The sequence below is a fragment of the Streptomyces sp. NPDC003023 genome, from assembly GCF_042888225.1.
Classification (GTDB): domain Bacteria; phylum Actinomycetota; class Actinomycetes; order Streptomycetales; family Streptomycetaceae; genus Streptomyces.
Map to the genome: position 1 here is coordinate 150988 of NZ_JBIAPL010000015.1, position 23948 is coordinate 174935.

The 23948-nt window shown below is 71.0% G+C and carries 18 protein-coding genes; 12 read left to right on the forward strand and 6 right to left on the reverse strand.

All coding sequences use genetic code 11. The features are described from left to right. Positions 1 to 167: 167 nt before the first annotated feature. Genes ACFYV1_RS32605 through ACFYV1_RS32615 form a run of 3 tightly spaced genes read right to left on the reverse strand, consistent with a single transcriptional unit; the run spans position 168 to position 2944 of the window. Positions 168 to 1466 carry a coenzyme F420-0:L-glutamate ligase gene (locus ACFYV1_RS32605; protein ID WP_389399253.1) on the reverse strand — a complete coding sequence of 433 codons (1299 nt, stop codon included), beginning with the start codon at positions 1464 to 1466 and terminating at the stop codon, positions 168 to 170. Continuing rightward, positions 1463 to 2419: a 2-phospho-L-lactate transferase gene (cofD, locus tag ACFYV1_RS32610; protein WP_389399254.1), complete on the reverse strand. Its 957-nt coding sequence runs from the start codon at positions 2417 to 2419 to the stop codon at positions 1463 to 1465. The genes ACFYV1_RS32605 and cofD overlap by 4 nt, the downstream gene beginning before the upstream one ends. A gap of 30 nt (positions 2420 to 2449) precedes the next feature. After that, entirely contained in the window at positions 2450 to 2944 is a 495-nt protein-coding gene (locus tag ACFYV1_RS32615; RefSeq protein WP_389399255.1) for a cysteine dioxygenase, read from the reverse strand. A gap of 635 nt (positions 2945 to 3579) precedes the next feature. On the opposite strand from ACFYV1_RS32615, the gene ACFYV1_RS32620 reads away from it, so the two are divergent. The 3 genes from ACFYV1_RS32620 to ACFYV1_RS32630 all read left to right on the forward strand — a co-directional run bounded on the left by ACFYV1_RS32620 (position 3580) and on the right by ACFYV1_RS32630 (position 9444). Further along, positions 3580 to 3843 (forward strand): WhiB family transcriptional regulator, encoded by a 264-nt coding sequence (locus ACFYV1_RS32620; RefSeq protein WP_053557226.1) that lies wholly within the window; start codon positions 3580 to 3582, stop codon positions 3841 to 3843. A gap of 187 nt (positions 3844 to 4030) precedes the next feature. Further along, on the forward strand, positions 4031 to 7837 hold the full coding sequence (locus ACFYV1_RS32625) for a glycosyltransferase (RefSeq protein ID WP_389399256.1): 3807 nt from the start codon (positions 4031 to 4033) through the stop codon (positions 7835 to 7837). Then, positions 7834 to 9444, forward strand: a complete 1611-nt coding sequence (locus ACFYV1_RS32630) for a DUF5719 family protein (protein ID WP_389399257.1) — start codon at positions 7834 to 7836, stop codon at positions 9442 to 9444. The genes ACFYV1_RS32625 and ACFYV1_RS32630 overlap by 4 nt, the downstream gene beginning before the upstream one ends. A gap of 73 nt (positions 9445 to 9517) precedes the next feature. On the opposite strand, the gene ACFYV1_RS32635 is transcribed toward ACFYV1_RS32630, so the two are convergent. Further along, complete coding sequence (locus ACFYV1_RS32635) at positions 9518 to 9946, reverse strand: metallopeptidase family protein (RefSeq protein WP_389399258.1); 429 nt, start codon at positions 9944 to 9946, stop codon at positions 9518 to 9520. Between the two features lie 273 nt (positions 9947 to 10219). Between ACFYV1_RS32635 and ACFYV1_RS32640 the strand changes: the two genes are divergently transcribed. The 6 genes from ACFYV1_RS32640 (at position 10220) to ACFYV1_RS32665 (ending at position 16387) form a co-directional block, all read left to right on the forward strand. Then, positions 10220 to 10648: a DUF3499 domain-containing protein gene (locus tag ACFYV1_RS32640; RefSeq protein WP_389399259.1), complete on the forward strand. Its 429-nt coding sequence runs from the start codon at positions 10220 to 10222 to the stop codon at positions 10646 to 10648. A gap of 259 nt (positions 10649 to 10907) precedes the next feature. Further along, positions 10908 to 12269 carry a phosphomannomutase/phosphoglucomutase gene (locus ACFYV1_RS32645; protein WP_389399260.1) on the forward strand — a complete coding sequence of 454 codons (1362 nt, stop codon included), beginning with the start codon at positions 10908 to 10910 and terminating at the stop codon, positions 12267 to 12269. A gap of 205 nt (positions 12270 to 12474) precedes the next feature. Beyond that, positions 12475 to 12657, forward strand: coding sequence for a Trm112 family protein (locus ACFYV1_RS32650; protein WP_100107426.1), 183 nt, complete (start codon positions 12475 to 12477; stop codon positions 12655 to 12657). 168 nt (positions 12658 to 12825) lie between these two features. Next, positions 12826 to 13965: an SIS domain-containing protein gene (locus tag ACFYV1_RS32655; RefSeq protein ID WP_389399261.1), complete on the forward strand. Its 1140-nt coding sequence runs from the start codon at positions 12826 to 12828 to the stop codon at positions 13963 to 13965. 162 nt (positions 13966 to 14127) lie between these two features. Further along, the gene (gene manA, locus ACFYV1_RS32660; protein ID WP_389399262.1) at positions 14128 to 15306 is read left to right on the forward strand and encodes a mannose-6-phosphate isomerase, class I; all 1179 of its coding nucleotides are present in this window, start codon (positions 14128 to 14130) and stop codon (positions 15304 to 15306) included. A 115-nt stretch (positions 15307 to 15421) separates the two neighbouring features. Next, a complete protein-coding gene (locus ACFYV1_RS32665; RefSeq protein ID WP_389399263.1) occupies positions 15422 to 16387 on the forward strand; it encodes a cation diffusion facilitator family transporter in 966 nt (321 codons plus the stop codon). A gap of 194 nt (positions 16388 to 16581) precedes the next feature. Here the strand turns inward: ACFYV1_RS32665 and ACFYV1_RS32670 are convergent, their stop codons facing one another. Continuing rightward, the gene (locus tag ACFYV1_RS32670) at positions 16582 to 18621 is read right to left on the reverse strand and encodes a fructose-specific PTS transporter subunit EIIC (RefSeq protein ID WP_389399277.1); all 2040 of its coding nucleotides are present in this window, start codon (positions 18619 to 18621) and stop codon (positions 16582 to 16584) included. Positions 18622 to 19143: 522 nt separating this feature from the next. Between ACFYV1_RS32670 and ahcY the strand changes: the two genes are divergently transcribed. After that, complete coding sequence (ahcY, locus tag ACFYV1_RS32675) at positions 19144 to 20601, forward strand: adenosylhomocysteinase (RefSeq protein WP_389399264.1); 1458 nt, start codon at positions 19144 to 19146, stop codon at positions 20599 to 20601. A gap of 145 nt (positions 20602 to 20746) precedes the next feature. Next, on the forward strand, positions 20747 to 21361 hold the full coding sequence (locus tag ACFYV1_RS32680) for a hypothetical protein (protein WP_389399265.1): 615 nt from the start codon (positions 20747 to 20749) through the stop codon (positions 21359 to 21361). A 73-nt stretch (positions 21362 to 21434) separates the two neighbouring features. Here the strand turns inward: ACFYV1_RS32680 and ACFYV1_RS32685 are convergent, their stop codons facing one another. Then, on the reverse strand, positions 21435 to 22379 hold the full coding sequence (locus tag ACFYV1_RS32685) for an RDD family protein (RefSeq protein WP_389399266.1): 945 nt from the start codon (positions 22377 to 22379) through the stop codon (positions 21435 to 21437). Positions 22380 to 22523: 144 nt separating this feature from the next. Between ACFYV1_RS32685 and ACFYV1_RS32690 the strand changes: the two genes are divergently transcribed. Then, positions 22524 to 23531, forward strand: coding sequence for a stage II sporulation protein M (locus tag ACFYV1_RS32690; RefSeq protein ID WP_389399267.1), 1008 nt, complete (start codon positions 22524 to 22526; stop codon positions 23529 to 23531). Positions 23532 to 23948: the final 417 nt, after the last annotated feature.

The following is a 23948-nucleotide window of genomic DNA, read 5'->3' on the forward strand; positions in this document are numbered from 1 at the left end:
CCCCGGCCGGACTGGACCTCGCCCAGCGAGATCCAGCCGTCGGCGGGGAGGACTTCAGCCCCGCCGGCGTTCGGGACGCGGGGGTCCGGGCCGGGGTACCTCCCACGCCGCCGGGCGCAGGAGGAGGAGCTCCGAAAACACCGCGCGAAGCGCGGGACCGCACCGGCCTATCGGACCTCGATGAACGTCGACGCCTCCCGCGGCGCCCGTGCTTTCGGCGCGGCGGCAGCGTGACCGATGGCGACCGCCCCCATGGGGTCCCATGTCCGCGGCAGTGCGAGGACCTCGCGGACCACATCGCGGCAGAACATCGTCGACGAAACCCACGCCGACCCGAGCCGCTCCCCGGCCAGCGCCACCAGGAAGTTCTGCACGCCCGCGCCGGCTGCGACGACGAACATCTCGCGCTCGGCCGCGTCCCGCCGTTCGTCGCCGTAGGTGTGCGAGCCATCCATGACCAGGCACGGCACCGCCAGGTACGGCGCGTCGCGCAACACGTCCCCGCGGCGGACCCGTCTGGCGATCGACTCCTCAGGCTTGCCGTCCCGCCGCAGGTCCGCGATCCACGCGTCGCGCATGGCGTCCAGCAGCCGCAGCCGTGACTGTGCCGACTCGAGGAGAACGAAGCGCCACGGTGTGGTGTGGTGCGGGGCCGGTGCCGTCACCGCCGCCGCGACCGCGCGCCGGACCGCGCCGCCGTCCACCGGCTCGTCCGTGAACTCACGGACCGTGCGGCGAAGGGTCACCGCCTCCCGCACGGCCTCCGAGGTGCCCAGCCGGAACATGTCGTCGGCCGCGCTTCGGATCAGTGCGCTCGCGTCCTCCGCGGTGTCGCCCACGATGTGCGGCAGGCCGCGTACGACGGCGACCGGCAGGCCGTTCGCCTTGCCCTTCACCAGGTCGCCCGCGGCGGCGAGTTCGTCGGCGGTGGCCACCACGGTCGCCCCGAGCGGATTGCCGTGGGCGTCGGAGCCGCCCCGCAGGTCGTCCAGCACCCGTACGCCCGCCGCCCCGATCGCGACATCGGTCAGCCCGGCCCGCCAGGGCCGCCCGAACGTGTCGGTGACGATGACGCCGACGTCGACGCCGAGTTCGTCACGCAGCCCTTCGCGGATGGCCAGGGCGGAGGCGTCCGGGTCCTCGGGCAGCAACAGCACCGTCCCCGCGGGGGTGTTGGACGCGTCCACGCCGGCGGCGGCCATCACCAGGCCCTGCCGGTTCTCCACGACGCGCAGGGTGCCGCGCCGCGCCACGACCCGGACCGTCTCCGCGTCGATGGCGGCCTCCCGGTCCGTCGCCTCGACGATCCGGCCCTCCGCCTTGCTGACGATCTTGGAGGTGACGAGAAGGACATCCCCGTCGGCCAGTTCGGGGGCTGTGGCGGCGATCAGCTTGGCGAGGTCGTCGCCGGGCCTGACCTCGCCCATTCCGGGCAGTGCCCAGACCCGGTACGAGGCAGGGCTCACGCCCGTACCTCCTCGGCCAGGGCCAGCGCCGCGCGGGCCATCTCGGCGGTCGCGTCCACGTCGGTCATGAGCAGTGGCACCGCCCGGCAGCGGATGCCCGCCGCCTCGACGGCCGTGACCGCGGCCTCGTCGACGGTGTCCACGAGCCAGCCGTCGAGCAGCCCGGAGCCGTAGTGCGTGGCGACGGCGGCGGCGGTCGCCTCCACGCCCACCGCGGCGAGGACCTTGTCGGCCATGCCGCGCACGGGCGCGTCACCGACGATGGGGGAGAGCCCGACGACCGGTACGCCCGCCTCCGCGACGGCCTCGCGGATGCCGGGCACGGCGAGGATCGTGCCGACGCTCACGACGGGGTTGGACGGCGGGAAGATGATCACGTCCGCGGACGCGATGGCCTCGAGCACGCCGGGTGCGGGCTTGGCCTGGTCGGCGCCGACCGGCACGACGGCCTCCGCGGCGACGGAGGCCCGCAGCCGCACCCAGTACTCCTGGAAGTGGATGACCTTGCGCTCGCCGTCGATCGTCACGGCGACATGGGTCTCCACCCGGTCGTCGGACATCGGCAGCAGCCGTACGCCCGGCTTCCACCGGTCGCAGAGCGCCTCGGTGACGGCGCTGAGCGGATAGCCGGCGCCCAGCATCTGTGTACGGACGATGTGGGTGGCGAAGTCGCGGTCGCCGAGGCCGAACCACTCCGGACCGACGCCGTAGGCCGCGAGCTCGCTCTTGACCTGGAAGGTCTCGTCCCGGCGTCCCCAGCCCTGCTCCTCGTTGATGCCACCACCGAGGGTGTACATCACGGTGTCGAGGTCGGGGCAGACCTTCAGGCCGAAGAGATGGATGTCGTCACCGGTGTTGCCGATCACCGTGACGTCCGCTTCGGGCGCGGCCTGCTTGAGACCACGGAGGAAACGGGCGCCGCCGATGCCGCCGGCCAGAACCACAATGCGCATGCGGCCATCCTCGCAGGTCCCCTGGAGGCGTCAGACGGGGACGGTCTCCGTGGTGCAGCGGGCGGCCGTGTGCATCGGCATCTCGGTCAGGCCCGGATAGTAGACGTGCAGGCTCACCGCCGGCTCGAGGGAGTCGTTGACCACCTCGTGCGCGTAGCCCGGTGCGAAGACCCGCTGGGAGCCTTCCGGGAGGGACCGTTCGCCGCGCTCGGTGCGCTCGGTCAGTTCGCCCCGGAGGACGGTGAGCACGCCGGAGGACGGGCCGTGGTCGTGCAGGCCGCTGCCCTGGCCGGGGACCCAGCTGAGCAGCCAGACCTCGTAGCCGGGGCCGGTGCGCAGCCGGTGGTACCAGCGGGAGGCGGCGTCGTACTCGACGAGGTGCTCCCACTGCGTGCGGTCGGCCGCGACGGAGCGGGCGAGGCCGGCGAACTCGGCGACGGTGGCCGGGTGCTCACGGGCGGGCTGGAGAAGGTGCTGCACGGCGAGGATGTCGCCGGCGATCTGGAGGTCGCTGTCGCTGTTCATGGGTGCGGGGGTTCCTCAGCAGGAGTGCATGGGGTGTCGCAGAGCGGGCAGGTGACGCGAGGTGCGAGAAGCCGGAGCTCGAGGGCTCAACAGCTGGAACAGCAACAGCAACAGCGCGCCTGGACAGCGCTGCGGAACCCGCGGTGGCGGGTCGCGAGGGGCGCTGTGGTCGCTGGCATGAAACCAAAGGTGACGGGTCCGCTCGTCCAGTGTCAACCCAATGACCGATTTGGCGGCAATGTTTCACCTTTTCCGGTTACTGCGAACGGAGAAAGGTTTGTGCAGGCGACGGTGCGGAGACATGCGGCAGCAACCCTGCTTGCAAACGTCGTTGGGCTTGAAGTGATCGGACTGTGATCCGGATCGCTTCACCGGCTCGGTCGAAACAAGATCGATCTCTCCGGCGTCTTCTCCTCCGAGGGGCGGGGTGCGGAGCAGGCCGCTGGCATGTGTCACGATTTTGGTGATTTGAACACTTTCCGCATAGCCTTGGTTCCGCAGAGTGAATACCGGGCCTAATAGCAGATCTCGGCTTGACTGGCCCGGAGCTACACACTTGTAATTTCACTCGTGTCGTTCGGCCGAAAACGATCGCGGCAACATCACGGGGACGCAAAGACAGACGAGGGGCGCACATGACCGAGCTGTTCGAACAACTGCTGGTCGAGGACGCGGACGAGGAACTCGGCTGGCAGGAGCGCGCGTTGTGCGCCCAGACCGATCCCGAGTCCTTCTTCCCCGAGAAGGGTGGCTCGACCCGCGAGGCCAAAAAGGTCTGCCTCGCCTGTGAAGTCCGCTCCGAATGTCTCGAATACGCCCTGAACAACGACGAGAGATTCGGGATCTGGGGCGGCCTCTCCGAGCGGGAGCGCCGGCGTCTCAAGAAGGCCGCCGTCTGAATCGCCGCCCGCATCACCGCCGGTCAAACGGTACAACTGCGTCAACAACGTATGAAACGAACGGTCCGCCGTCTGTGGGTTGTCCACAGGCTGCGGACCGTCCACATGTCAGCCGTTAGTGTGGGGCCCCGTCCGTGACGCACCAGAGCCCCTACGGGGTGACCCCGGCCGGAGGGCCCGTACCTCAATGTCCGCCACCACAGCCGCGTTTGTTCCGGCAGCCGCGCCAGAGTTCCCGCGGCACGTCGTCACCGCCGTGCTCGTCTCCCACGACGGAGCGCGCTGGCTCCCCGACGCCCTCGCCGGACTCATCGGCCAGGAACGCCCCGTACAGAACGTCGTCGCGGCCGACACCGGCAGCGCCGACCACTCGGCGCAGCTGCTCACCGACGCCCTGGGCGCCGAACGCGTGCTGCATCTCGCCCGCCGCACCGGATTCGGCACCGCCGTCGACGAGGCCGCCCGCACCGCCGGCGTGCTCACCCCGGAAGAGCTGCCGTATCTGAAGCGGCCCAGCGGCTGGGACCCGGTCAGCAGAACCTGGCGCGACGACGCGTACGACATGCCCGAGCTTCCGTACGGCGAGCCCGTCCAGTGGCTGTGGCTCCTGCACGACGACTGCGCGCCCGAGCCCGACGCCCTCGCCGAACTGCTGCGCGTCGCCGACTCCGACGAGTACGCCGCGATCGTCGGCCCCAAGCTCCGCGGCTGGTACGACCGCAAGCAGCTCCTCGAGACCGGCGTCTCCATCGCCAACAGCGGACGCCGCTGGACGGGGCTCGACCGCCGCGAACAGGACCAGGGCCAGCACGACCAGGTCCGCTCCGTCCTGTCCGTCTCCTCCGCGGGCATGCTCATCCGCCGGGACGTGTTCGAGGAACTCGGCGGCTTCGACCGGCGGCTGCCGCTCATGCGCGACGACGTGGACCTGTGCTGGCGTGCCCACTCCGCCGGACACCGCGTCCTGATCGCCCCCGACGCCGTGCTCCGGCACGCCGAGGCAGCCGCCCGCGAACGCCGCACCGTCGACTGCGCCGGCCGCTCCGTGGCCAGCCCGCACCGTGTCGACAAGGCCGGCGCCGTCTACACACTGCTCACCAACACCCGCGGCGTCGCGCTTTTGTACGTACTGCTGCGCATCGTCTTCGGCACCCTGCTGCGCACCCTCGCCTACCTGGTCGGCAAGGTGCCCGGACAGGCCGTCGACGAGGTCATGGGCCTCTTCGGCGTACTGCTGCGGCCCGAGCGCATCCTGGCCGGACGGCGCAGACGCTCCGGGCGGACGGTCGAGGCGAGCGAGCTGCGGCCCCTGTTCCCGCCGCCCGGCGCCACCGTCCGTGCGACCGTCGAACAGGTCGTCTCCAACTTCGGCGGCTCGGACGTGGACTCCGGCGGCTCCCGGCACGGCGCCGTGGAGTCGGGACCCGGCGGTGACGACGCCGACTTCCTGGAGATCGAGCAGTTCGGCAGGCTGAAGAAGATCGCCCGCAAGCCGGGCCCGCTCCTCTTCGCCGTGCTCCTCGTCGTCTCCCTGGTGGCCTGCCGCGGGCTCTTCGCAGGCGGCGCCCTGGCCGGCGGCGCCCTGCTCCCCGCTCCCGGCGACGTCTCCGACCTGTGGAGCCGTTACGCGGACAGCTGGCACCCCCTCGGCACCGGAGGCACCCAGACCGCGCCGCCGTACCTCGCCGTCCTCGCGGTGCTCTCCGCGATCTTCCTCGGCTCCACCGGCCTCGCCCTGACCGTGCTGCTCGTCTGCTCGGTCCCGCTCGCCGGACTCACCGCCTACTTCGCCTCCCGGCCCATCGTCGAGTCCCGGCTGCTGCGGGCCTGGGGAAGCGTCGCCTACGCCTTCCTGCCCGCCGCCACGGGCGCGCTGGCCACCGGGCGGCTCGGTACCGCGGTCCTCGCCGTGGTCCTCCCGCTCATCGCCCGCGCCGCGGTCGCCGCCCACGGGCTGCGCGTCACCGGCAGTGGCCGCGGCAGCTGGCGGGCCACCTGGGCGTACGCGCTGCTGCTCACCTTCGCCATGGCCTTCACGCCCGTCGTGTGGCCGATCGCGGTGGTTCTCGGCATCGCCGTCCTCGTTCTGCGGCGGGGCGACATCACGGCCTACGGGATGCGTTTCGTCGCGGCCGTCGGCACCCCCGTGCTCGTCCTCGCGCCCTGGTCGCTCTCCCTGCTGACCAGCCCCTCCGGCTTCCTCCGCGAAGCCGGCCTGGCCTACGACGGCGGCGTGGCGAGCGCCACCGACCTGCTGGGCATCAGCCCCGGCGGCCCCGGAACGGTCGGCGGCCTCCTGATGATCGGCATCGTGCTGGCCGCGCTGGGCGCCCTGCTCCGCGAGGAGCGGCAGTTCGCCATCCGCGGAGCCTGGACCGTCGCGCTGGTCGCCCTGGTCCTCGCGGCCCTCGTCAACGGCTCCGGTGACAGCGGCTCCGGCTGGGCGGGCCCGGCCACCCTCGTCTACGGCATCGCACTGCTCGCCGCCGCGGTCCTCGGGGCCGAGGGCGGCCGCACACGCGTCGCCGCCCAGAGCTTCGGCTGGCGACAGCCGGTCGCCGCGCTTGTGGCACTGGCCGCCGCCCTCGCTCCCGTCATCGCCGCGGCCAACTGGATGGTCGCCGGCGCGGGCGGTCCCCTCGAGCGGCGCGACCCGGTCCAGGTGCCGGCGTTCGTCGCGGAGGAGAGCGACACCCGGGACCAGCCGCGCACCCTGGTGCTCGGCGGCGCGTCGGCCGCCAAGGTCTCCTACACCCTCGTACGCGGCTCCGGCGGCCGCCTCGGCGACGCCGAGCTCACCGAGAGCGGCGGCAGCGACGACCGCCTCGACAAGATCGTCGCCAACCTCGTCGCAGGGTCCGGCGCCGACCAGACCAGCCAGCTCAGCGGCTACGCGATCCGGTACGTGCTCGTCCGTGACGGAGCGCCCCGCGAGACCAGCCGCGTCCTGGACGCGACGCCCGGCCTGAGCCGGCTCAGTCAGCTCGACGGCAGCGCCCTGTGGCGCGTGGACCGCCAGGTCGCCCGCGCCACGATCGTGACCGGCAAGGACGAACCCCTGCCGGTGGCCTCCGACGCGGTCGAGGCGCACGCCGAGATTCCCGTCGGCGGGTCCGGCCGGATCCTGCGCATCGCGGACCGCGCCGCGGAGGGCTGGCAGGCGACCCTCGACGGACGACCGCTGAAGAAGACGACGGTCGACGGCTGGGCGCAGGGCTTCGAACTGCCCGCGGAGGGCGGCCGCCTCGACCTCACGTACGAGAACCCGGCCACCCACACGGCATGGATCTGGACCCAGGCGTTCCTTGCGCTGGTGCTGGTCGTGCTGGCGCTGCCGGGCCGTAAGCGGGAGATGGACGACGACCTGCCGGACGCGCCGGTGGCGGTGCCGGACGAGTCTGTGACCGGCGACGGCCGCAGGGCGCGCAGGCTGCGTGCCCAGGCCGAGGCGGAGGCGGAGGCCGAGGCCGAGGCAGGGACCGTGGAGGCGACGGAAGCGGCGGAGGCCGGGGTGACAGGGCAGGGCGGTCCCGCGGACCCGGCCCCGGACCCGCGACCGGTGGACGAGCCCGCGCCGTACGCGGCGGTGCCGCAGCAGCAGTACGGCGAGTGGGACACCCGGACGTACTCCGACGCCGGGTACGGCACCTCGTACGACCAGGGGCAGTACCAGGACGTCCAGTACGGCCAGGGTCAGGCGCAGGGCCAGGGGTACGGCGAGGGACAGCAGTACGGCGGGGACCAGACCTACGGGGACGGCCAGTACCGGCAGCCGGACCCCTACCAGGGCGCGCCCTTCGACGACGGCCAGTACCAGCACGGCGGCCAGTACCCGGTGGACGGTCAGTACCAGCAGGACGGCCAGTACCCCGTGGACGGTCAGTACCGGCAGGACGGCCAGCACGACCCGTACGGGTACGGCGATGCGAACGGCGGCCAGTACCCAGAACCCCCGGCGCAAGCCCCCGGCACGACGCGAGGCGAGTCAGAGTGAAGCGCACGACCATCTCCCTGATCGCGGCCGCCACGGCACTCGCCGCGGTGACCGGCTTCGCCTCGCTCACGGCGCCGGACGGCGCGGACGAGGCACAGGGCGGCGCTGCGGCGCGGCTCCCCGTCGAACGCTCCAGCCTGCTCTGCCCCGCGCCCAGCAGCTCCGACCTCGCGGAGACGACGTACACCTCCTTCACGCCCGCCGGGAAGGGCGCGGCGGGCGGCGGCGAGGGGGCCGACGCCGACTCGGCGGAGCTGAGGCCGTCCGCGGTCGCGCTGGCCGATCCCGACGCCGCACCCGCGGACGAGGCCGGCAAGGACGACGCCGGCAAGGACGACGCCGATAAGGACGACGCCGCGAAGGACGACGCCGGCAAGGAGAAGGGCGAGGCGAAGAAGCCCGCCCCGGACAAGGCTTTCCTCGCGCTCAAGGAGCCCGGCAAGCCGGTCTCCGTAGAGGAGGACGGCGGCCAGGCCCCCGCGCTCGTCGGCACGGCCACCGGCAGGCTCGCCCCGGGCTGGACGGCGCAGCAGACCACCACGGTCGCCGCGGGCAGCGGACGCGGACTGCTCGGCGTCAGCTGCACCGCACCCGACACGGACTTCTGGTTCCCGGGGGCCTCGCTGGCCGACAAGCGCCAGGACTACGTCCACCTGACCAACCCGGACGACACCGCGGCGGTCGTCGACGTCGAGCTCCACGGCAAGGAAGGCGTGCTCAAGAGCACTGTCGCCGAGGGCATCCCGGTCCCCGGTGGGTCCAGCCTCCCGGTCCTGCTCTCGACGCTCACCGCTGATCCGGCGGAGGACGTGACGGTCCACGTCACCACTCGTACCGGCCGGGTGGGCGCCGTCGTACGGTCCGTGGAGGAGAACGCCGGCAGCGACTGGCTCGGCGCCTCCGCCAGCCCGTCCGGCACGGCCGTGATGCCCGGTATCCCGGCGGATGCCACTTCGGTGCAGCTGACGGCCTTCGCACCGGGGGACGAGGACGCGGAACTCAAGCTCCGGCTGGCGGGCCCGACCGGCACGATCACACCGGCCGGACACGAGACGCTGCATGTGAAGTCCGGGATGACCGCGAGCGTCGACCTCGGGGAACTCACCCGTGGCGAGGCCGGTTCCCTGATCGTCAGCGCGGTTGACGGCGGCCGGGCCACCCCGGTGGTGGCCGCGCTGCGCGTCGTGAGGGGCAAGGGCGACAAGAAGGAGGTCGCGTTCATCCCCGCCGCCGCGCCGGTGGGCGAGCGTGCCACGGTGGCCGACAACCGTGCCAAGGGTTCCCTGCTGTCGCTGACGGCATTGGGCAAGGACGCGAAGGTGAGGGTCACCGCGTCGGCGGGGACCGAGGCCGGCGCCCAGGTGGTCAAGGAGTACTCGGTCGGGGCGGGGAGGACGACGGTGATCACCCCGCCTGTGCCCGCCGGGCTCAAGGGCTCCTACGCGATCACGGTCGAGACCCTGTCGGGCGGGCCGGTGCACGCGTCGCGGTCTCTGGAGATCGCGGAGGACGGCATCCCGATGTTCACCGTGCAGGCGCTGACGGACGACCGCGGAACGGTGACGGTGCCGGAGGCCGAGCAGGACCTTTCCGTGCTGGACGACTGACGCGTACGGGTGACCGGCGTGCCTGCCGGTCCTCCTTGGCGGCGGCTGTCCGTGGCCGCCGCCGAGGTCGCCGTCAGTCCTGTCCGTAGCGCGGATCCACCGACTCCGGGGCCAGACCCAGGAGCTCCGCGACCTGCTCGACGACCACTTCGTGCACGAGCAGTGCTCGTTCGTCGCGGTTCTTTGTCCGAATCTCGACGGGCCGGCGATAGACCATGATCCGCGCCGGCCGGTCCTTGGTGGCCTGTACGGCGCTGCCCAGCGGTACCGACTCGTCCGGTGAAGCGGGTACGTCCAGCACCAGGAAGTCGACCTCCGCCAGCTGCGGCCAGTGGCGCTCCAACCGCTCCACCGAGTCCTGGACCAGGTCGCGGAAGGTCTCCGCGCGGCTGGCCGCGAGCGGTACCTGCGGCGGGGCGACGGGGCCGCGCATGCCTCGTCCGTGCCGGTCGCGGCGACGAGGCCTCGGCTCTGCCGGCCGGGGGGGTACAGGACTGTCCATCACTGACGCAGGGTAGCTCTCCGGGGCCTGCGGCGATCGTTCCCGAGCCACAGGCACGAGGCTTGCCGCCAAATGAACGTTTCAGCCAAGGTTGGGCGCGATTCCAGGGCTCTCGCGACCGCTGATTCGGACGCGATTGACCTGATTCACTCCAACTCATGACCGCACGGCGTGTGGCCGTCGCCCGTGTGGTTCTCTTTCCGTGCAGGTCAGGCCAGTTGCTCGAACTGCCGATATGTCCGATGTCACACGACGACACGGGGGAGTGACCTGGTGGAGAGTCGTCGCAGCCCGCTCAAGAGTGCGGTACCGTCCAACGTCGTGAGCCCTGTACGTCGCTGTTCGCGCACCGCGTGCGGCCGCCCCGCCGTCGCGACACTGACGTACGTCTATGCCGATTCGACCGCGGTCCTCGGTCCGCTCGCCACCTATGCCGAGCCCCACTGCTACGACCTGTGCGCCGAACACAGCGAGCGCCTGACGGCGCCGCGCGGCTGGGAGGTCGTACGGCTCACGGACGGCTCCGCCCCGCCCCGCCCCAGCGGAGACGACCTCGAAGCACTCGCGAACGCGGTGCGGGAGGCGGCACGACCCCAGGACCGTACGGCGGAAGCCGGCGGACAGGGGGGACGGCGCTCGGCCGACCCGATGGAGGTCGCGCGCCGCGGCCACCTGCGGGTACTGCGCTCCCCGGACTCCTGACGGCCGACCCGCCGGCCGCTTGCCTCTCTGGTGGCCGCTTGCCTCTCGGGTCGCCCGCCCTTCCGGTCGCCCGCCTCTCGGGTCGCCCGACCCTCCGGTCGACCGCTCCCCGCGCTCTCGCCGCTTTTCACGGGTGTCCCGCACCCTCGCGTCTCCGCTCGCCTCCGCATCCGACGACTTTCGGGCAGGACCCGCGCGGTCGGCTGCCGCCGTGAGGGTAGTTTGAAGCGATCGCATGGACTTCAGAAGGGGTTGGGCCGTGGCTGTTGATCTGTCGCAGATCGTGAAGGCGTACGACGTCCGCGGGGTGGTGCCGGATCAGTGGGACGAGTCGCTCGCCGAACTGTTCGGCGCCGCCTTCGTACAGGTGACGAACGCGGACGCGATCGTCGTCGGCCACGACATGCGACCGTCGTCGCCCGGTCTGTCGGGCGCGTTCGCACGCGGTGCCGCGGCCCTGGGCGCAGACGTCACCCTCATCGGGCTCTGCTCCACGGACCAGCTGTACTTCGCCTCCGGACACCTGGGGCTGCCGGGAGCGATGTTCACCGCCTCGCACAACCCGGCGCAGTACAACGGCATCAAGATGTGCCGTGCGGGCGCGGCACCGGTCGGCCAGGACACCGGCCTCTCCGAGATCCGCGGGCTCGTCGAGACCTGGTCGAAGGAGGGCGCCCCCGCCCCCGCCGGAACCCCCGGCACCGTGACCGAGCGCGACACGCTGACCGACTACGCCGCCCACCTGCTCTCCCTCGTCGACCTTTCGGAGATGCGTCCCCTGAAGGTCGTCGTGGACGCGGGCAACGGAATGGGCGGCCACACGGTCCCCACCGTCTTCGACTCGCTGCCGCTCACCGTCGTCCCCATGTACTTCGAGCTGGACGGAACCTTCCCCAACCACGAGGCCAACCCGCTCGACCCCGCCAACATCGTCGACCTGCAGGCCCGTGTGCGTGCGGAGGGCGCGGACCTGGGCCTGGCGTTCGACGGCGACGCGGACCGCTGCTTCGTCGTCGACGAGCGGGGCGAAGGCGTCCCGCCGTCCGCGATCACCGCCCTCGTGGCCTCCCGTGAACTGGCCAAGCACGCCGGAGGCACGGTCATCCACAACCTGATCACCTCGTGGTCGGTCCCGGAGGTCGTACGCGAGAACGGCGGCACCCCGGTGCGCACGAGGGTCGGCCACTCCTTCATCAAGGAGGAGATGGCCCGTACCGGCGCGATCTTCGGTGGCGAGCACTCCGCGCACTACTACTTCCGCGACTTCTGGAACGCCGACACGGGCATGCTCGCCGCCCTCCACGTACTGGCGGCCCTCGGCTCCCAGGACGGCGCGCTGTCCGAGCTCGTCGCCCAGTACGACCGGTACGCGGCCTCCGGCGAGATCAACTCCAAGGTCGAGGACCAGGCCGGCCGTGCGGCAGCGGTGAAGGCGGCCTTCGCCACCCGTGAGGACGTCACCGCCGACGAGCTTGACGGGCTGACCGTGACGGCCGCCGACTGGTGGTTCAACCTGCGCGCCTCGAACACCGAGCCGCTGCTGCGGCTGAACGTCGAGGCACGCGACGAGGCGACCATGGCCAAGATCCGCGACGAGGTGCTGGCGGTCGTACGGGCCTGAGACCGCCGGTACGGGCAGGGGGCGGCCACCCCCTGCCCGTACCCACCGGGCCACGCACCGCCAGAACGAGCCGCACCGCGTCCCCCGGCGGTAGGCTGACGAGGCCTGATCCGCCACACCGTGACCGCATGTGCGACGCGATCGCCGTCCCAGCGCCGGCCCCGCGACACACGACATGCGACATGCCCGAAGGGACACCGCTGTTATGCCGCTCGAAGCCGGCCTCCTGGAGATCCTCGCCTGCCCGGCCTGCCACGCCCCGCTCGACGACCGCACGGCAGCCGACACTCCCGAGCTGATCTGCACCGGCAAGGACTGCGGCCTCGCCTACCCCGTCAGGGACGGCATCCCCGTTCTGCTCGTCGACGAGGCGCGCCGCCCCGCGTAGAGCCGCCCCGGCGCAGCCCCGTGCCGGCCCCGCGCAAGGCGGGAGGCGGGACGGCCGTCCGACGGATCGCGGGTCCGTACGGCGGCGCCCGCCGACCGCGCCGACACGACCGCGCCCGTACAACCGAACATTCCCCCGCCCGCGTACGGCGATCGGAGGCCCACCCCCATGCTCGACGACTCGCTCCTCGACGCCCCGGACGCCTTGGCCCACGCCGACCGCCGCGGCCTGCTCCGCGGCGCGGCGGAGGCCGGGGCCCGCGTACGCACCGCGGCCAGGCACGCCGCCGAAGCCGGTATCGCGGAGCTCAGCCCGGAGGGCCGGCCGCGAGCCGTCCTCGTGGCGGGCCCCGGCACCGCCGCCCTCGGCGTCGCGGACCTGGTCGGCGCGCTGGCCGGTGCGTCCGCTCCCGTCATCCCCCTCCGCCCCACCGGTGTCGCCCACGCGGCCGGCGCCCTGCGCTGGGCGCTGCCCGGCTGGGCGGGCTCACTCGACCTCCTGCTTCTCACGACGACGGACGGCAGCGAACCCGGTCTCGCGCTGCTCGCGGAGCAGGCGTACCGGCGCGGCTGCACCGTTGTCGCGGTCTCCCCGCAGCGCTCGCCCCTCTCGGAGGCGGTCGAAGGGGTGCACGGTCTGGTCGTCCCCATGGCCACCGCGCCCTACGAGGCGTACGAGGAGGCTCAGGCGGCGGCTCCCGGCGCTCTGTGGGCGTTGCTCACGCCGCTTCTGGTGCTCCTGGACCGCGTCGGCATGATCGACGCCCCGCCCCAGACGCTGGTCGAGGTCGCCGACCGCCTCGACCGGACCGCCGAGCGCTGCGGGCCCGCCGTCGCGATGCACAGCAACCCGGCCAAGACACTGGCCGCGGACCTCGCCGACAGCCTGCCGCTCATCTGGACGGAGGGTACGGGCGCCGCACCTGCGGGCCGCCGCTTCGCCGCCGTGCTGGCCGAGCTCGCGGGCCGGCCCGCGCTCGCCGCCGAACTGCCGGAGGCACTGCCGGCCCACGGTGTGCTTCTCTCGGGCGACTTCGCGGCGGGTGCCGACCCCGACGACTTCTTCCGCGACCGGGTCGACGAGCAGCAGGCGCTGCGGGCCCGCGTCGTACTGCTGCGCGACCGCCCGGCCGACGGTCTCACCGCGGCACCGGCCGCCCGCGAGCTGGCGCTCAGCCACGACACGCCCATCAGCGAGCTCGAGCCGGAGGACGGATCGGAACTCGAGTCGATCGCCGAACTACTGGCCATCACCGATTTCGCCGCCGTTTACCTGGCTCTCGCGACGTCCGGCAACCATCCCGCATAGCCGTACCCGCACTGACGGGCGTGCACAGCCGTACCCGCACAGCCGTAGCCGCCCAGACGTACCCCACCCGGCCGCGGCCGTCTGCAAGGGCCGCCCGGACGTACCCGCCGGCAGCCCGGCCGGACCGCACCACGACGTATCGACGAAGGACCAGGGAAGATCATGGATCGTCTCGCCAACACCGTGCGCCCCTACGCCTGGGGGTCCACGACTCTCATCCCGGAACTGCTCGGCGTCGCCCCCACCGGCGAGCCGCAGGCCGAGATGTGGATGGGAGCCCACCCGGGGGCACCGTCGCGGGTCGATCGCGGCGCCGACGCCGGCCGGCCCTTGTCCGAGGTCATCGCCGCGGACCCCGAACGGGAACTGGGCGAGGCGGCCGTCGCCAAGTTCGGTCCGCGGCTGCCCTTCCTGCTCAAGCTCCTCGCGGCCGGCGCGCCGCTCTCCCTCCAGGTGCACCCGAACCTGACCCAGGCGAGGGACGGATACGGGGCGGAGGAGAACGCCGGCGTCCCCCTCGACGCGCCGCACCGCAACTACAAGGACGCCAACCACAAGCCGGAACTGATCTGCGCGCTCACGCCCTTCGACGGCCTGTGCGGCTTCCGGGCCCCCGATGCCGCGGCCGAACTGCTCGCAGGTCTCGAGGTCGACTCACTCAAGCCGTACGTGGACCTGCTGCACGCCCGGCCGGAGGAAGCGGCGCTCCGCGAGGTGCTGACCGCCGTGCTGACCGCGGACCCGCAGGAGATGACCGCCACCGTCACAGAGGCCGCGGCGGCCGCCGAACGGCTCGGCGGTGACTACGCCCCGTACGCGTCGATCGCCCGCCACTACCCCGGCGATCCCGGCGTCATCGCGGCCATGCTGCTCAATCACGTACAACTGCAGCCCGGCGAGGCACTGTTCCTCGGCGCCGGAGTCCCGCACGCCTACCTCGACGGGCTCGGTGTCGAGATCATGGCCAACTCCGACAACGTCCTGCGCTGCGGTCTGACCCCCAAGCACGTCGACGTCCCCGAACTCCTGCGTGTCGTCCGGTTCGAGGCGACGGATCCCGGTGTGCTGCGCCCCGAGGTGTCGCCCTCGGGCGAAGAGGTCTACGACACCCCCATCGACGAGTTCCGGCTCTCGCGCTACGTACTTGCCCCGGACGCCGAGCCCTGCGAAGTGACGGCGTCCACGCCGCAGATCCTGCTGTGCGCGGCGGGCAGCGTCACGGCCGGTGAACTGATCCTCGCGCCCGGCGAGTCGGCGTTCGTGCCCGCCGGGGAGAAAACGGAGATCTCGGGCACCGGTGGCGGTTCGGGCACCGTCTTCCGCGCGACGGTCGTGGCCTGAACGGCACCCAGGGGTGACCTGAGTCGGCACAGCGGACAGGTGCTGCAACAATGGCGCACCGCAAAGACCCGGCAAAGGACCGGTCGGCGTACGTACGAAGGGACATCCGGCAAGCATGAGCGCGTCAGGCGGTACCAAGGCGATCGTGGCGGCACTCGCCGCCAACCTCGCAATCGCGGTGGCCAAGTTCGTGGCGTTCCTGTTCAGCGGTTCGTCGTCGATGCTTGCGGAGAGCGTCCACTCGCTGGCGGACTCGGGGAACCAGGGACTGCTCCTCGTGGGCGGCAAGAAGGCCCAGCGCGAGGCCACTCCGCAGCACCCCTTCGGGTACGGGCGTGAGCGCTACATCTACGCGTTCCTCGTCTCCATCGTGCTCTTCTCCGTCGGTGGCATGTTCGCCATCTACGAGGGCTACGAGAAGATCAAGCACCCGCACGAGATCGAGGCCTGGTACTGGCCGGTCGGCGTCCTCGTCTTCGCGATCATCGCCGAGGCGTTCTCGTTCCGTACCGCCATCAAGGAATCCAACGCGCTGCGCGGCACGCTCACCTGGTCGCAGTTCGTGCGCCGTGCCAAGGCTCCTGAGCTTCCGGTCGTGCTCCTGGAGGACCTGGGCGCACTGGTCGGCCTGATCCTCGCCCTGGGTGGCGTCAGCCTCGCGCTGGCGACCGGCAACGGCGTCTGGGACGGCATCGGAACCCTGTGCATCGGCGTCCTGCTCATCATCATCGCGATCGTGCTCGCGGCGGAGACGAAGTCGCTGCTGCTGGGCGAGGCCGCGGGCACGGACGACATCGAGAAGATCAAGGCCGCCACGGTCGACGGCGAGACGGTCACCCGCATCATCCACATGCGGACGCTCCACCTCGGGCCGGAGGAGCTGCTGGTCGCCGCGAAGATCGCGGTCGAGAGGCACGAGACGGCGGACGAGGTCGCGGAAGCGATCAACGCCGCCGAGGAGCGCATCCGGGCGGCCGTGCCGATCGCGCGGGTGATCTACCTCGAGCCGGACATCTACAACGAGGCGGCGGCAGCCACCGGTGCCAACCCCGGCAAGGCGCCGGGCGGTGCCGGTCACTGACCGACGCGCATGTGCGGTGAGGCCCCTGGACCACGACGGTCCAGGGGCCTCACTGCTGCCCGTCTTCCATGGCCGCACGCTCTTCTGCGGGGTGCCCGTTGTGCGGCCGGGTGCCTGTGGTGCGGGTCGCGGGGTGCCCGCGGTGGGGGTCGTGCTGCCCGCGGTGCGGTCGTGGTGTCCGCGGTGCCGGTCGGCTATTCGATCTCGCCGAGCACGGAGAGGACCGAGGGCACATCCGGCGCCGCCGTCAGGCGCTCGCGGAAGCCGGCGTCCATGAGCTTGCGCGACAGCATGGCCAGGATGCGCAGATGCTCGTCACCCGCGGACGCCTCCGGGACCGTGATCATGAAGATCAGCCTGGCCCTGGTGCCGTCCATCGAACCCCACTCCACGCCCTCCGTGGAACGTGCGAAGCCGACGACAGGTGCGGTGACGGCGTCGGTCTTGGCGTGCGGGACGGCGATCTCCTCGCCGAGCCCTGTGGTCCCCTCCTCCTCGCGGGCCAGCGCTGCCCGCACCAGTGCCTCGGGGTCCGTGACCTTGCCGGTGGTGGCAAGCATGGCGGCCATCTCGCGAATGGCCGCTTCCTTGCTGTCGGCCGCGAGCCGTACCTTCACGGTCTGCGCGGTCAGATACCCGGACAGGACCTCGCCGTCGGCGTTCCGGTCGTCCGTGGCGGGCGGCTCGGTGGTGGGTGAAGAGGCCGGGGGAGCGGCCTCCTTGTTCGCCTCCGGCCTGTTCGCGGTCCGGGAACCTGCCGCGCCCGCGCCCACCAGGGCGGGTGCGACGACCGCGCTGCCGGTGCCGGTGCCGGTGCCGGTGCCTGTGCCGGTGCCGGTGCCGTCGTCGGCAGGGGCGGAGGCGGAGGCGGGCACGAGGGCGCCCCGGCTGCCGCGCTCCTTCAGGCCGATCAACGCGTTGGTGGTGACGGCGGTGACGACGGTGCCGACGGCGACGGCCAGGAAGAACATCGGCACGCCGCCGACCGCGCCCAGCACCGCCACGATCGGGCCGCCGTGCGGAACCGCGTCCTCGACCCCGGCCATGCCCGCGAGGGCCCCGGCGACCGCACCGCCGAGCATGTTCGCCGGGATGACCTGGGCGGGACGGGCGGCGGCGAACGGGATCGCACCTTCGGAGATGCCGAACACGCCCATGAAGAGCGCGGCCATGCCCGTCTCACGCTCCTGCTCCGAGTACAGCCTGCGGCGGATCAGTGTGGCGAGGCCCTGACCCAGGGGCATGACGGGAATGGCTGCCGCGCACATGCCCATCACGGTCTGGTTGCCGGTGGCGATGAGTCCTGCACCGAAGAGGAACGCGGTCTTGTTGACCGGCCCGCCCATGTCGAACGCGATCATGAGGCCGAGGAGTGCGCCGAGCAGGATCGCACTGGTGCCGGTCATACCGCTGAGCCACTCGGTGAGGTGCGTGAAGAGCCAGGAGATCGGCTTGCCGATGACGTAGACGAAGAAGAGGCCCAGGGCCGTTGTCGCCAGGATCGGGATCACGATGATCGGCATGATCGGCTGGGCGAACCTGGGGACCTTGACCTTCTTGATCCACAGGACGAGGTAACCGGCGATGAATCCGGTGACGATCGCCCCGATGAAGCCGGCGCCGGCCTCCGAGTCGTACAGCGCACCGGTGTTCGCGATCCAGCCACCGATCATGCCGGGGACGAGGGCCGGGCGGTCCGCGATCGCATAGGCGATGTAGCCGGAGAGGATCGGGATCATCAACTGGAAGCCGATGGCGCCGATCGCGTTCACATGGGCCCAGAAGGTCCCCTCCGGGATGACGTAACCCTTGGCCGTGGCGTCACCGCCCAGCGCCAGCGAGATGGCGATGAGCAGACCGCCGACCACCACGAACGGGATCATGTACGAGACACCGTTCATCAGCGCCTTGTACACGGCGCTGCGCTCCTTGCCGCCGGAACCACCGGCTGCGGCGGTGGTCGCGTCGCCGTCGGCGCTCTGCACCGGGGCCGCCTGCACCCGCTCGATCAACCGCTCCGGGTGATGAATGCCCTCGGCGACGCCGACCGCCAGCACCTTCTTGCCGACGAAGCGGCTGCGGTCGACATCCTTGTCCGCGGCGATGATGATGCCGTCCGCGTCTCTGACATCGTTGTCAGAGAGTACGTTCTCGGCACCGATCGATCCTTGGGTCTCCACCTTCATCTCGACGCCGAGCTTCTCCGCGGCCTGCGTCAGCTTCTCCGCGGCCATATACGTGTGTGCGATGCCTGTCGGGCAGGCAGTCACCGCGAGCAGCTTCACTTTCCGCTGCTCGCTCGCCGAACTGGTCACGTGGTTCTCCTAACGCTCGTCCCGCGGATCGTGCGGGTTGTGCGGGTTGTGCAGGCTGCGCGGATCCTGCGGGGTCTGCGGGTCGCGCGGCCCCTCGTGGAGGCCACACGGACGCCCTCGATCCCGCGGCGGCATGTCGCAGCATCGTGCAACAGAATCCGGCCATCTCCAAAGCCCTTGCACGCGGCGACCGCTGGGCGCGGGCGCGAAGGACGGCCTGAAGGCGAGCCAGGGTGGGCTGGGGCCGACTGGGCCGATCGGTGTAGATTCGTAACCAGTCAGACGTCGCTGCTGATGGCGGTCGGGCGGTCCCGCGCGGGCCGACCGAGGGAGAGAGGGCCTCCGACGGACTGTCCTGCGGACTCCCGGGCATTCGTATGCCCCGGCCGCCGCAGAGCCAGCCGTAACCACCCTCGACCCGAACCACGAGGAGCAGCTCGCATGTCGACTGTCGCCAATGGCCAGGACTTCAAGGTCGCCGACCTTTCCCTCGCCGCCTTCGGCCGCAAGGAGATCACCCTCGCCGAGCACGAGATGCCCGGCCTGATGTCGATCCGCAAGGAGTACGCGGAGGCCCAGCCGCTCGCCGGTGCGCGCATCACCGGCTCCCTGCACATGACCGTGCAGACCGCCGTCCTCATCGAGACCCTGGTCGCCCTCGGCGCCGAGGTCCGCTGGGCGTCCTGCAACATCTTCTCCACCCAGGACCACGCCGCCGCCGCGATCGCGGTCGGCCCGAACGGCACTCCCGAGAGCCCGCAGGGCGTCCCGGTCTTCGCCTGGAAGGGCGAGACGCTGGAAGAGTACTGGTGGTGCACGGAGCAGGCTCTGACCTGGCCCGGCACCGCCACCGGTGGCCCGAACATGATCCTCGACGACGGTGGTGACGCCACCCTCCTGGTCCACAAGGGCGTCGAGTTCGAGAAGGCGGGTGCGGCTCCCGACCCCTCGACGGCGGACAGCGAGGAGTACGCCCACATCCTGCGCGTGCTCAACCGCACGCTGACCGAGAACCCGCAGAAGTGGACGCAGCTGTCGTCCGAGATCCGCGGTGTGACGGAGGAGACCACCACCGGTGTCCACCGCCTCTACGAGATGCACCGTGACGGCACGCTGCTCTTCCCGGCGATCAATGTGAACGACGCCGTGACGAAGTCGAAGTTCGACAACAAGTACGGCTGCCGGCACTCGCTGATCGACGGCATCAACCGCGCCACCGATGTCCTCATCGGCGGCAAGACGGCGGTCGTCTGCGGCTACGGCGACGTGGGCAAGGGCTGTGCGGAGTCGCTGCGCGGCCAGGGCGCGCGGGTGATCATCACCGAGATCGACCCGATTTGCGCGCTGCAGGCGGCGATGGACGGCTACCAGGTCACCACGCTGGACGAGGTCGTGGAGAGCGCGGACATCTTCGTCACCACGACGGGCAACAAGGACATCATCATGGCCTCGGACATGGCCCGGATGAAGCACCAGGCGATCGTGGGCAACATCGGCCACTTCGACAACGAGATCGACATGGCCGGTCTCGCGCGGATCGACGGCGTCGTCAAGGACGAGGTCAAGCCCCAGGTCCACACCTGGACGTTCCCCGACGGCAAGGTCCTGATCGTGCTGTCCGAGGGCCGTCTGCTGAACCTGGGCAACGCGACGGGTCACCCGTCGTTCGTGATGTCCAACTCGTTCGCGGACCAGACCCTGGCCCAGATCGAGCTGTTCACCAAGCCCCAGGACTACCCGACCGACGTGTACGTGCTCCCCAAGCACCTCGACGAGAAGGTCGCCCGCCTCCACCTCGACGCCCTGGGGGTCAAGCTGACCACCCTGCGCCCGGAGCAGGCCTCCTACATCGGCGTCGAGGTCGACGGCCCGTACAAGCCCGACCACTACCGCTACTGACCACCACGGCGCTCAACAGCGCCGGCAGCAGTACGCACCGAGCAGTACCAGGCAGGCCCCCGCACCCCCGTGTCGGGGGCCTGCCCCGTACCCTCCTCGAACGGCTCCGGCTGACGCCTCACCGCACAAGGACACCTACGCCCCCATGCCCCGCGGCCGCTATTCGCTCCACGATCCGCACGATCACACCCCCCTCGGTGAAGAACACTTCCAGTGCGCCCCCGGCCCCTCCGGCTGGCGGTATGTCTCGCGAACCACCACTCCCTCCGGCGACGACGCCGGCTCCGTCGACCTCGCTCTCGACGAACTGGGCCGCCCCATCCGCCTCGAACTCCACGCGGCGAGCTGGCAGGTCCGGGGTGCGGCGATCGACGGCGTCACCTGGGTCCGCACCGACCCCACCGGCAACGACGCCAGAGAAGGCAACGCCCCCGCCCACACCTTCACCGGCACCTCTCCCGCCTTCCTCGTCGCCACTGCCCGGCTGCTGCGCCTCGCACCCGGCGCTCCCGCAACCCGTATCCGCCTCGTCGCCTTCACCGACCCCGTCCTGGCACCCCTGACCGTCGACCAGTCCTGGGCCCTGGTGAAGAGTGAAGCGCACACCACTGACAACGGCCCCCTGACAGTGGACGAATACCAGGTCAGCGCCTTGGACACGGGCGAGCAGTACGCCGTTCACATCGCCGGGGACGTGGTCCTCGCCGCGCCCGGCATCGAGCTCGAGGATCTTGAGAGCCCGCCTTCCGCCTTCCGCTGAGGCGAGCCCTCCGACTGTCGGCGCTGTGACTGTGACGGTGGCTGTGAGTGCGGCTTCGGCGCTGATGGCCGGTTTACGCGGGAGGGGCGAATCCGCTCGATGATGCGGACGGAACCTCGGCGGGGAAGTGTGCCGGAGAACGGGGTGCCGGAGGCCGCTGAGTGGCGGCAGCTCCCGCAGGCCCCGGCACCGGGCCCGGATCTGCCATGGGGCCCGCGGCCGGTGCCGTCCCGGATCCGAAAGATTCGGCAGCGGCTTTCGAAGCGGACGCGGTGAATGTGCGCCGGGCGTCGCGAGCCTGCCGCTCGCTCACCACGGCAGCGAGATACGCGGCCGGAGGCACGCCCTGCGGAGCAGGCGTTCCCGTGTGGGCCGCCAGATCCCCGGCCAACTGCTGGGCCATGGACCAGCTCACCGCCGGGTCCAGCTGCCTCATGCGGGTGAGGTACTGGCGTATCGCCAGCCACAGGGTGTCCGGCACGCTCGACAGATCGAGCTGGGCGAACCGGCCCGCCAGCCACGGCGGCGGGGGAGGCGGCGCCATCGGACCGCGGGCCGCGGGCACCCGCTCGCGCACGACGAGCGTCCCGGCGAACACGTCTCCTATACGCCGGCCCCGTTCGGAGACCAGGGACGCGATGCAGGCGATGACGCCGAACGTGAAGAGGATCTCGACGACCCCCATCGCCCCGCGTACGAGTGCGTGCCGGAAGCGAATGGGCCCACCGTCGTCGCGGACCACGCGCAGTCCACAGGCCAGCTTTCCCAGCGAACGCCCGTGGCTCAGTGTCTCCACGGCTATTGGCGCACCTACGAGCACCAGCAGGAACGAGGCGATGGACACCGCCATGACGGCTGCCTCGTCCAGCGAGGCAGTTGCCACCGCGAGCCCCACGGACAGCAGCAGATATCCCGTCCACACCACGGCGAGATCGATCACGAGAGCAAGGGCTCGGCTCGGCAGTCTCGCCGGCTGCAGCCCCAGTACGACCGCGTCCCCTGTCACTAGCCCGCTCACTGCTGCCCCCTTCGTGTTCTTCGGCCTTCCCCGCCCCCTGATCCACCAGTCTGCCAAGCTGACCGGCAGCGTGTCGCAGTAGTGCAGCAGTGAAGTAGTACCGACCGTACGCAACGCACCCAGTGCCTGGAGCAGCAGCCGACCATGGACCTCGATGTCTTCGTGACAGCCCACCGCGCCGAGTGGGACCGCCTGGACCACCTCCTACGTCGGGGTCGCCACCTGACGGGCGCGGAGGCCGACGAGCTCGTCACGCTCTACCAGCGCACGGCCACCCATCTCTCCCTGGTTCAGTCGAGCGCTCCGGAGCCGGCCCTGACGGCGAGACTCACCCAGCTCGTGGCGCGCGCGCGAGCAGTCGTGACCGGCACAAGGCGGTCGAGCTGGCGAGACGTCGCCGACTTCCTCACCGCCGGCTTTCCGGCGGCGGTCTACCGCTCCCGCCACTGGTGGATACCGACCGCAGTGCTCTCCACACTGCTGGCGGCCGTCATCGGGTGGTGGATCGGAACCCATCCGGAGGTGCAGTCCGCGATCGGCGCACCGGAGGAACTGCGCCGGCTGACCCGCCCCGGCGGAGAGTACGAGACGTACTACTCGAGTCACCCGGCGGCCTCGTTCGCCGCGCAGGTGTGGACGAACAACGCACAGGCGGCCGCCATGTGCCTCACCCTCGGCGCCTTCCTGTGCCTGCCGGTCATCTGGATCCTCTTCCTGAACATGCTGAACCTGGGCGTCGGCATCGGACTCATGGCTTCGGCCGGCCGGCTCGACGTCTTCCTCGGCCTGGTGCTCCCGCACGGCCTGCTCGAACTCACGGCCGTCTTCGTCGCCGCCGGCACAGGCCTTCGCCTGGGCTGGACGGTCATCGACCCCGGCCCGCAGAGCCGCCGGAGTGCACTGGCCCAGCAGGGCCGGGCCGCGCTCGGCATGGCGATCGGCCTGGCTCTGGTGCTGTTCGTGTCCGGTCTGATCGAGGGCTTCGTGACGCCCTCGGGCCTTCCCACCTGGGGCCGCATCACCATCGGCGTCGCCGCAGAAGCAGCGTTCCTCGCCTACGTCTACGTCTTGGGCGGCAGGGCTGCCCGGGCAGGGGACATCGGTGACGTGGAGGAGGCCGACCGCAGTGCCGAACTGCCCACGGCAGCCTGATGTGCGTACGGCCCCCGCGAGCTGCTAGTCTCCTCTTCGCCCCGCAAGACCCGTTGACATGGGATGTGTGGGGAGGTAGATTTTAACGGTTGCCTCGGACTGGACAGTTCGGGCGTGAACATTTAGAGTCTGTCTGGTTCTCGCTGGGAAATGATTTCCGCGGAGCCGCTCCCGATTCCTTATCCGGATCACGAAGCCGATTAGCTCGGCCGAAATGCTTCTGATAAAGTCGGGTCCAGCCGAAAGGCAAAAGGCCACTCCAACGGCCACCGGAAATGAAATCCGAACCGGAAACGGAACGGAAAACGGATCTGGTAAGGTTGGAAACGCAAGACCGAAGGGAAGCGCCCGGAGGAAAGCCCGAGAGGGTGAGTACAAAGGAAGCGTCCGTTCCTTGAGAACTCAACAGTGTGCCAA

Coding starts and splice junctions, on each gene's coding strand:
- cofD (WP_389399254.1), bottom strand. CDS start 2,419: ATGCGCATTGTGGTTCTGGCCGGCGGCATCGGCGGCGCCCGTTTCCTC.
- ACFYV1_RS32615 (WP_389399255.1), bottom strand. CDS start 2,944: ATGAACAGCGACAGCGACCTCCAGATCGCCGGCGACATCCTCGCCGTG.
- ACFYV1_RS32620 (WP_053557226.1), top strand. CDS start 3,580: ATGACCGAGCTGTTCGAACAACTGCTGGTCGAGGACGCGGACGAGGAA.
- ACFYV1_RS32625 (WP_389399256.1), top strand. CDS start 4,031: ATGTCCGCCACCACAGCCGCGTTTGTTCCGGCAGCCGCGCCAGAGTTC.
- ACFYV1_RS32635 (WP_389399258.1), bottom strand. CDS start 9,946: ATGGACAGTCCTGTACCCCCCCGGCCGGCAGAGCCGAGGCCTCGTCGC.
- ACFYV1_RS32650 (WP_100107426.1), top strand. CDS start 12,475: ATGCCGCTCGAAGCCGGCCTCCTGGAGATCCTCGCCTGCCCGGCCTGC.
- ACFYV1_RS32655 (WP_389399261.1), top strand. CDS start 12,826: ATGCTCGACGACTCGCTCCTCGACGCCCCGGACGCCTTGGCCCACGCC.
- manA (WP_389399262.1), top strand. CDS start 14,128: ATGGATCGTCTCGCCAACACCGTGCGCCCCTACGCCTGGGGGTCCACG.
- ACFYV1_RS32665 (WP_389399263.1), top strand. CDS start 15,422: ATGAGCGCGTCAGGCGGTACCAAGGCGATCGTGGCGGCACTCGCCGCC.
- ACFYV1_RS32670 (WP_389399277.1), bottom strand. CDS start 18,621: ATGGCCGCGGAGAAGCTGACGCAGGCCGCGGAGAAGCTCGGCGTCGAG.
- ahcY (WP_389399264.1), top strand. CDS start 19,144: ATGTCGACTGTCGCCAATGGCCAGGACTTCAAGGTCGCCGACCTTTCC.
- ACFYV1_RS32680 (WP_389399265.1), top strand. CDS start 20,747: ATGCCCCGCGGCCGCTATTCGCTCCACGATCCGCACGATCACACCCCC.
- ACFYV1_RS32690 (WP_389399267.1), top strand. CDS start 22,524: ATGGACCTCGATGTCTTCGTGACAGCCCACCGCGCCGAGTGGGACCGC.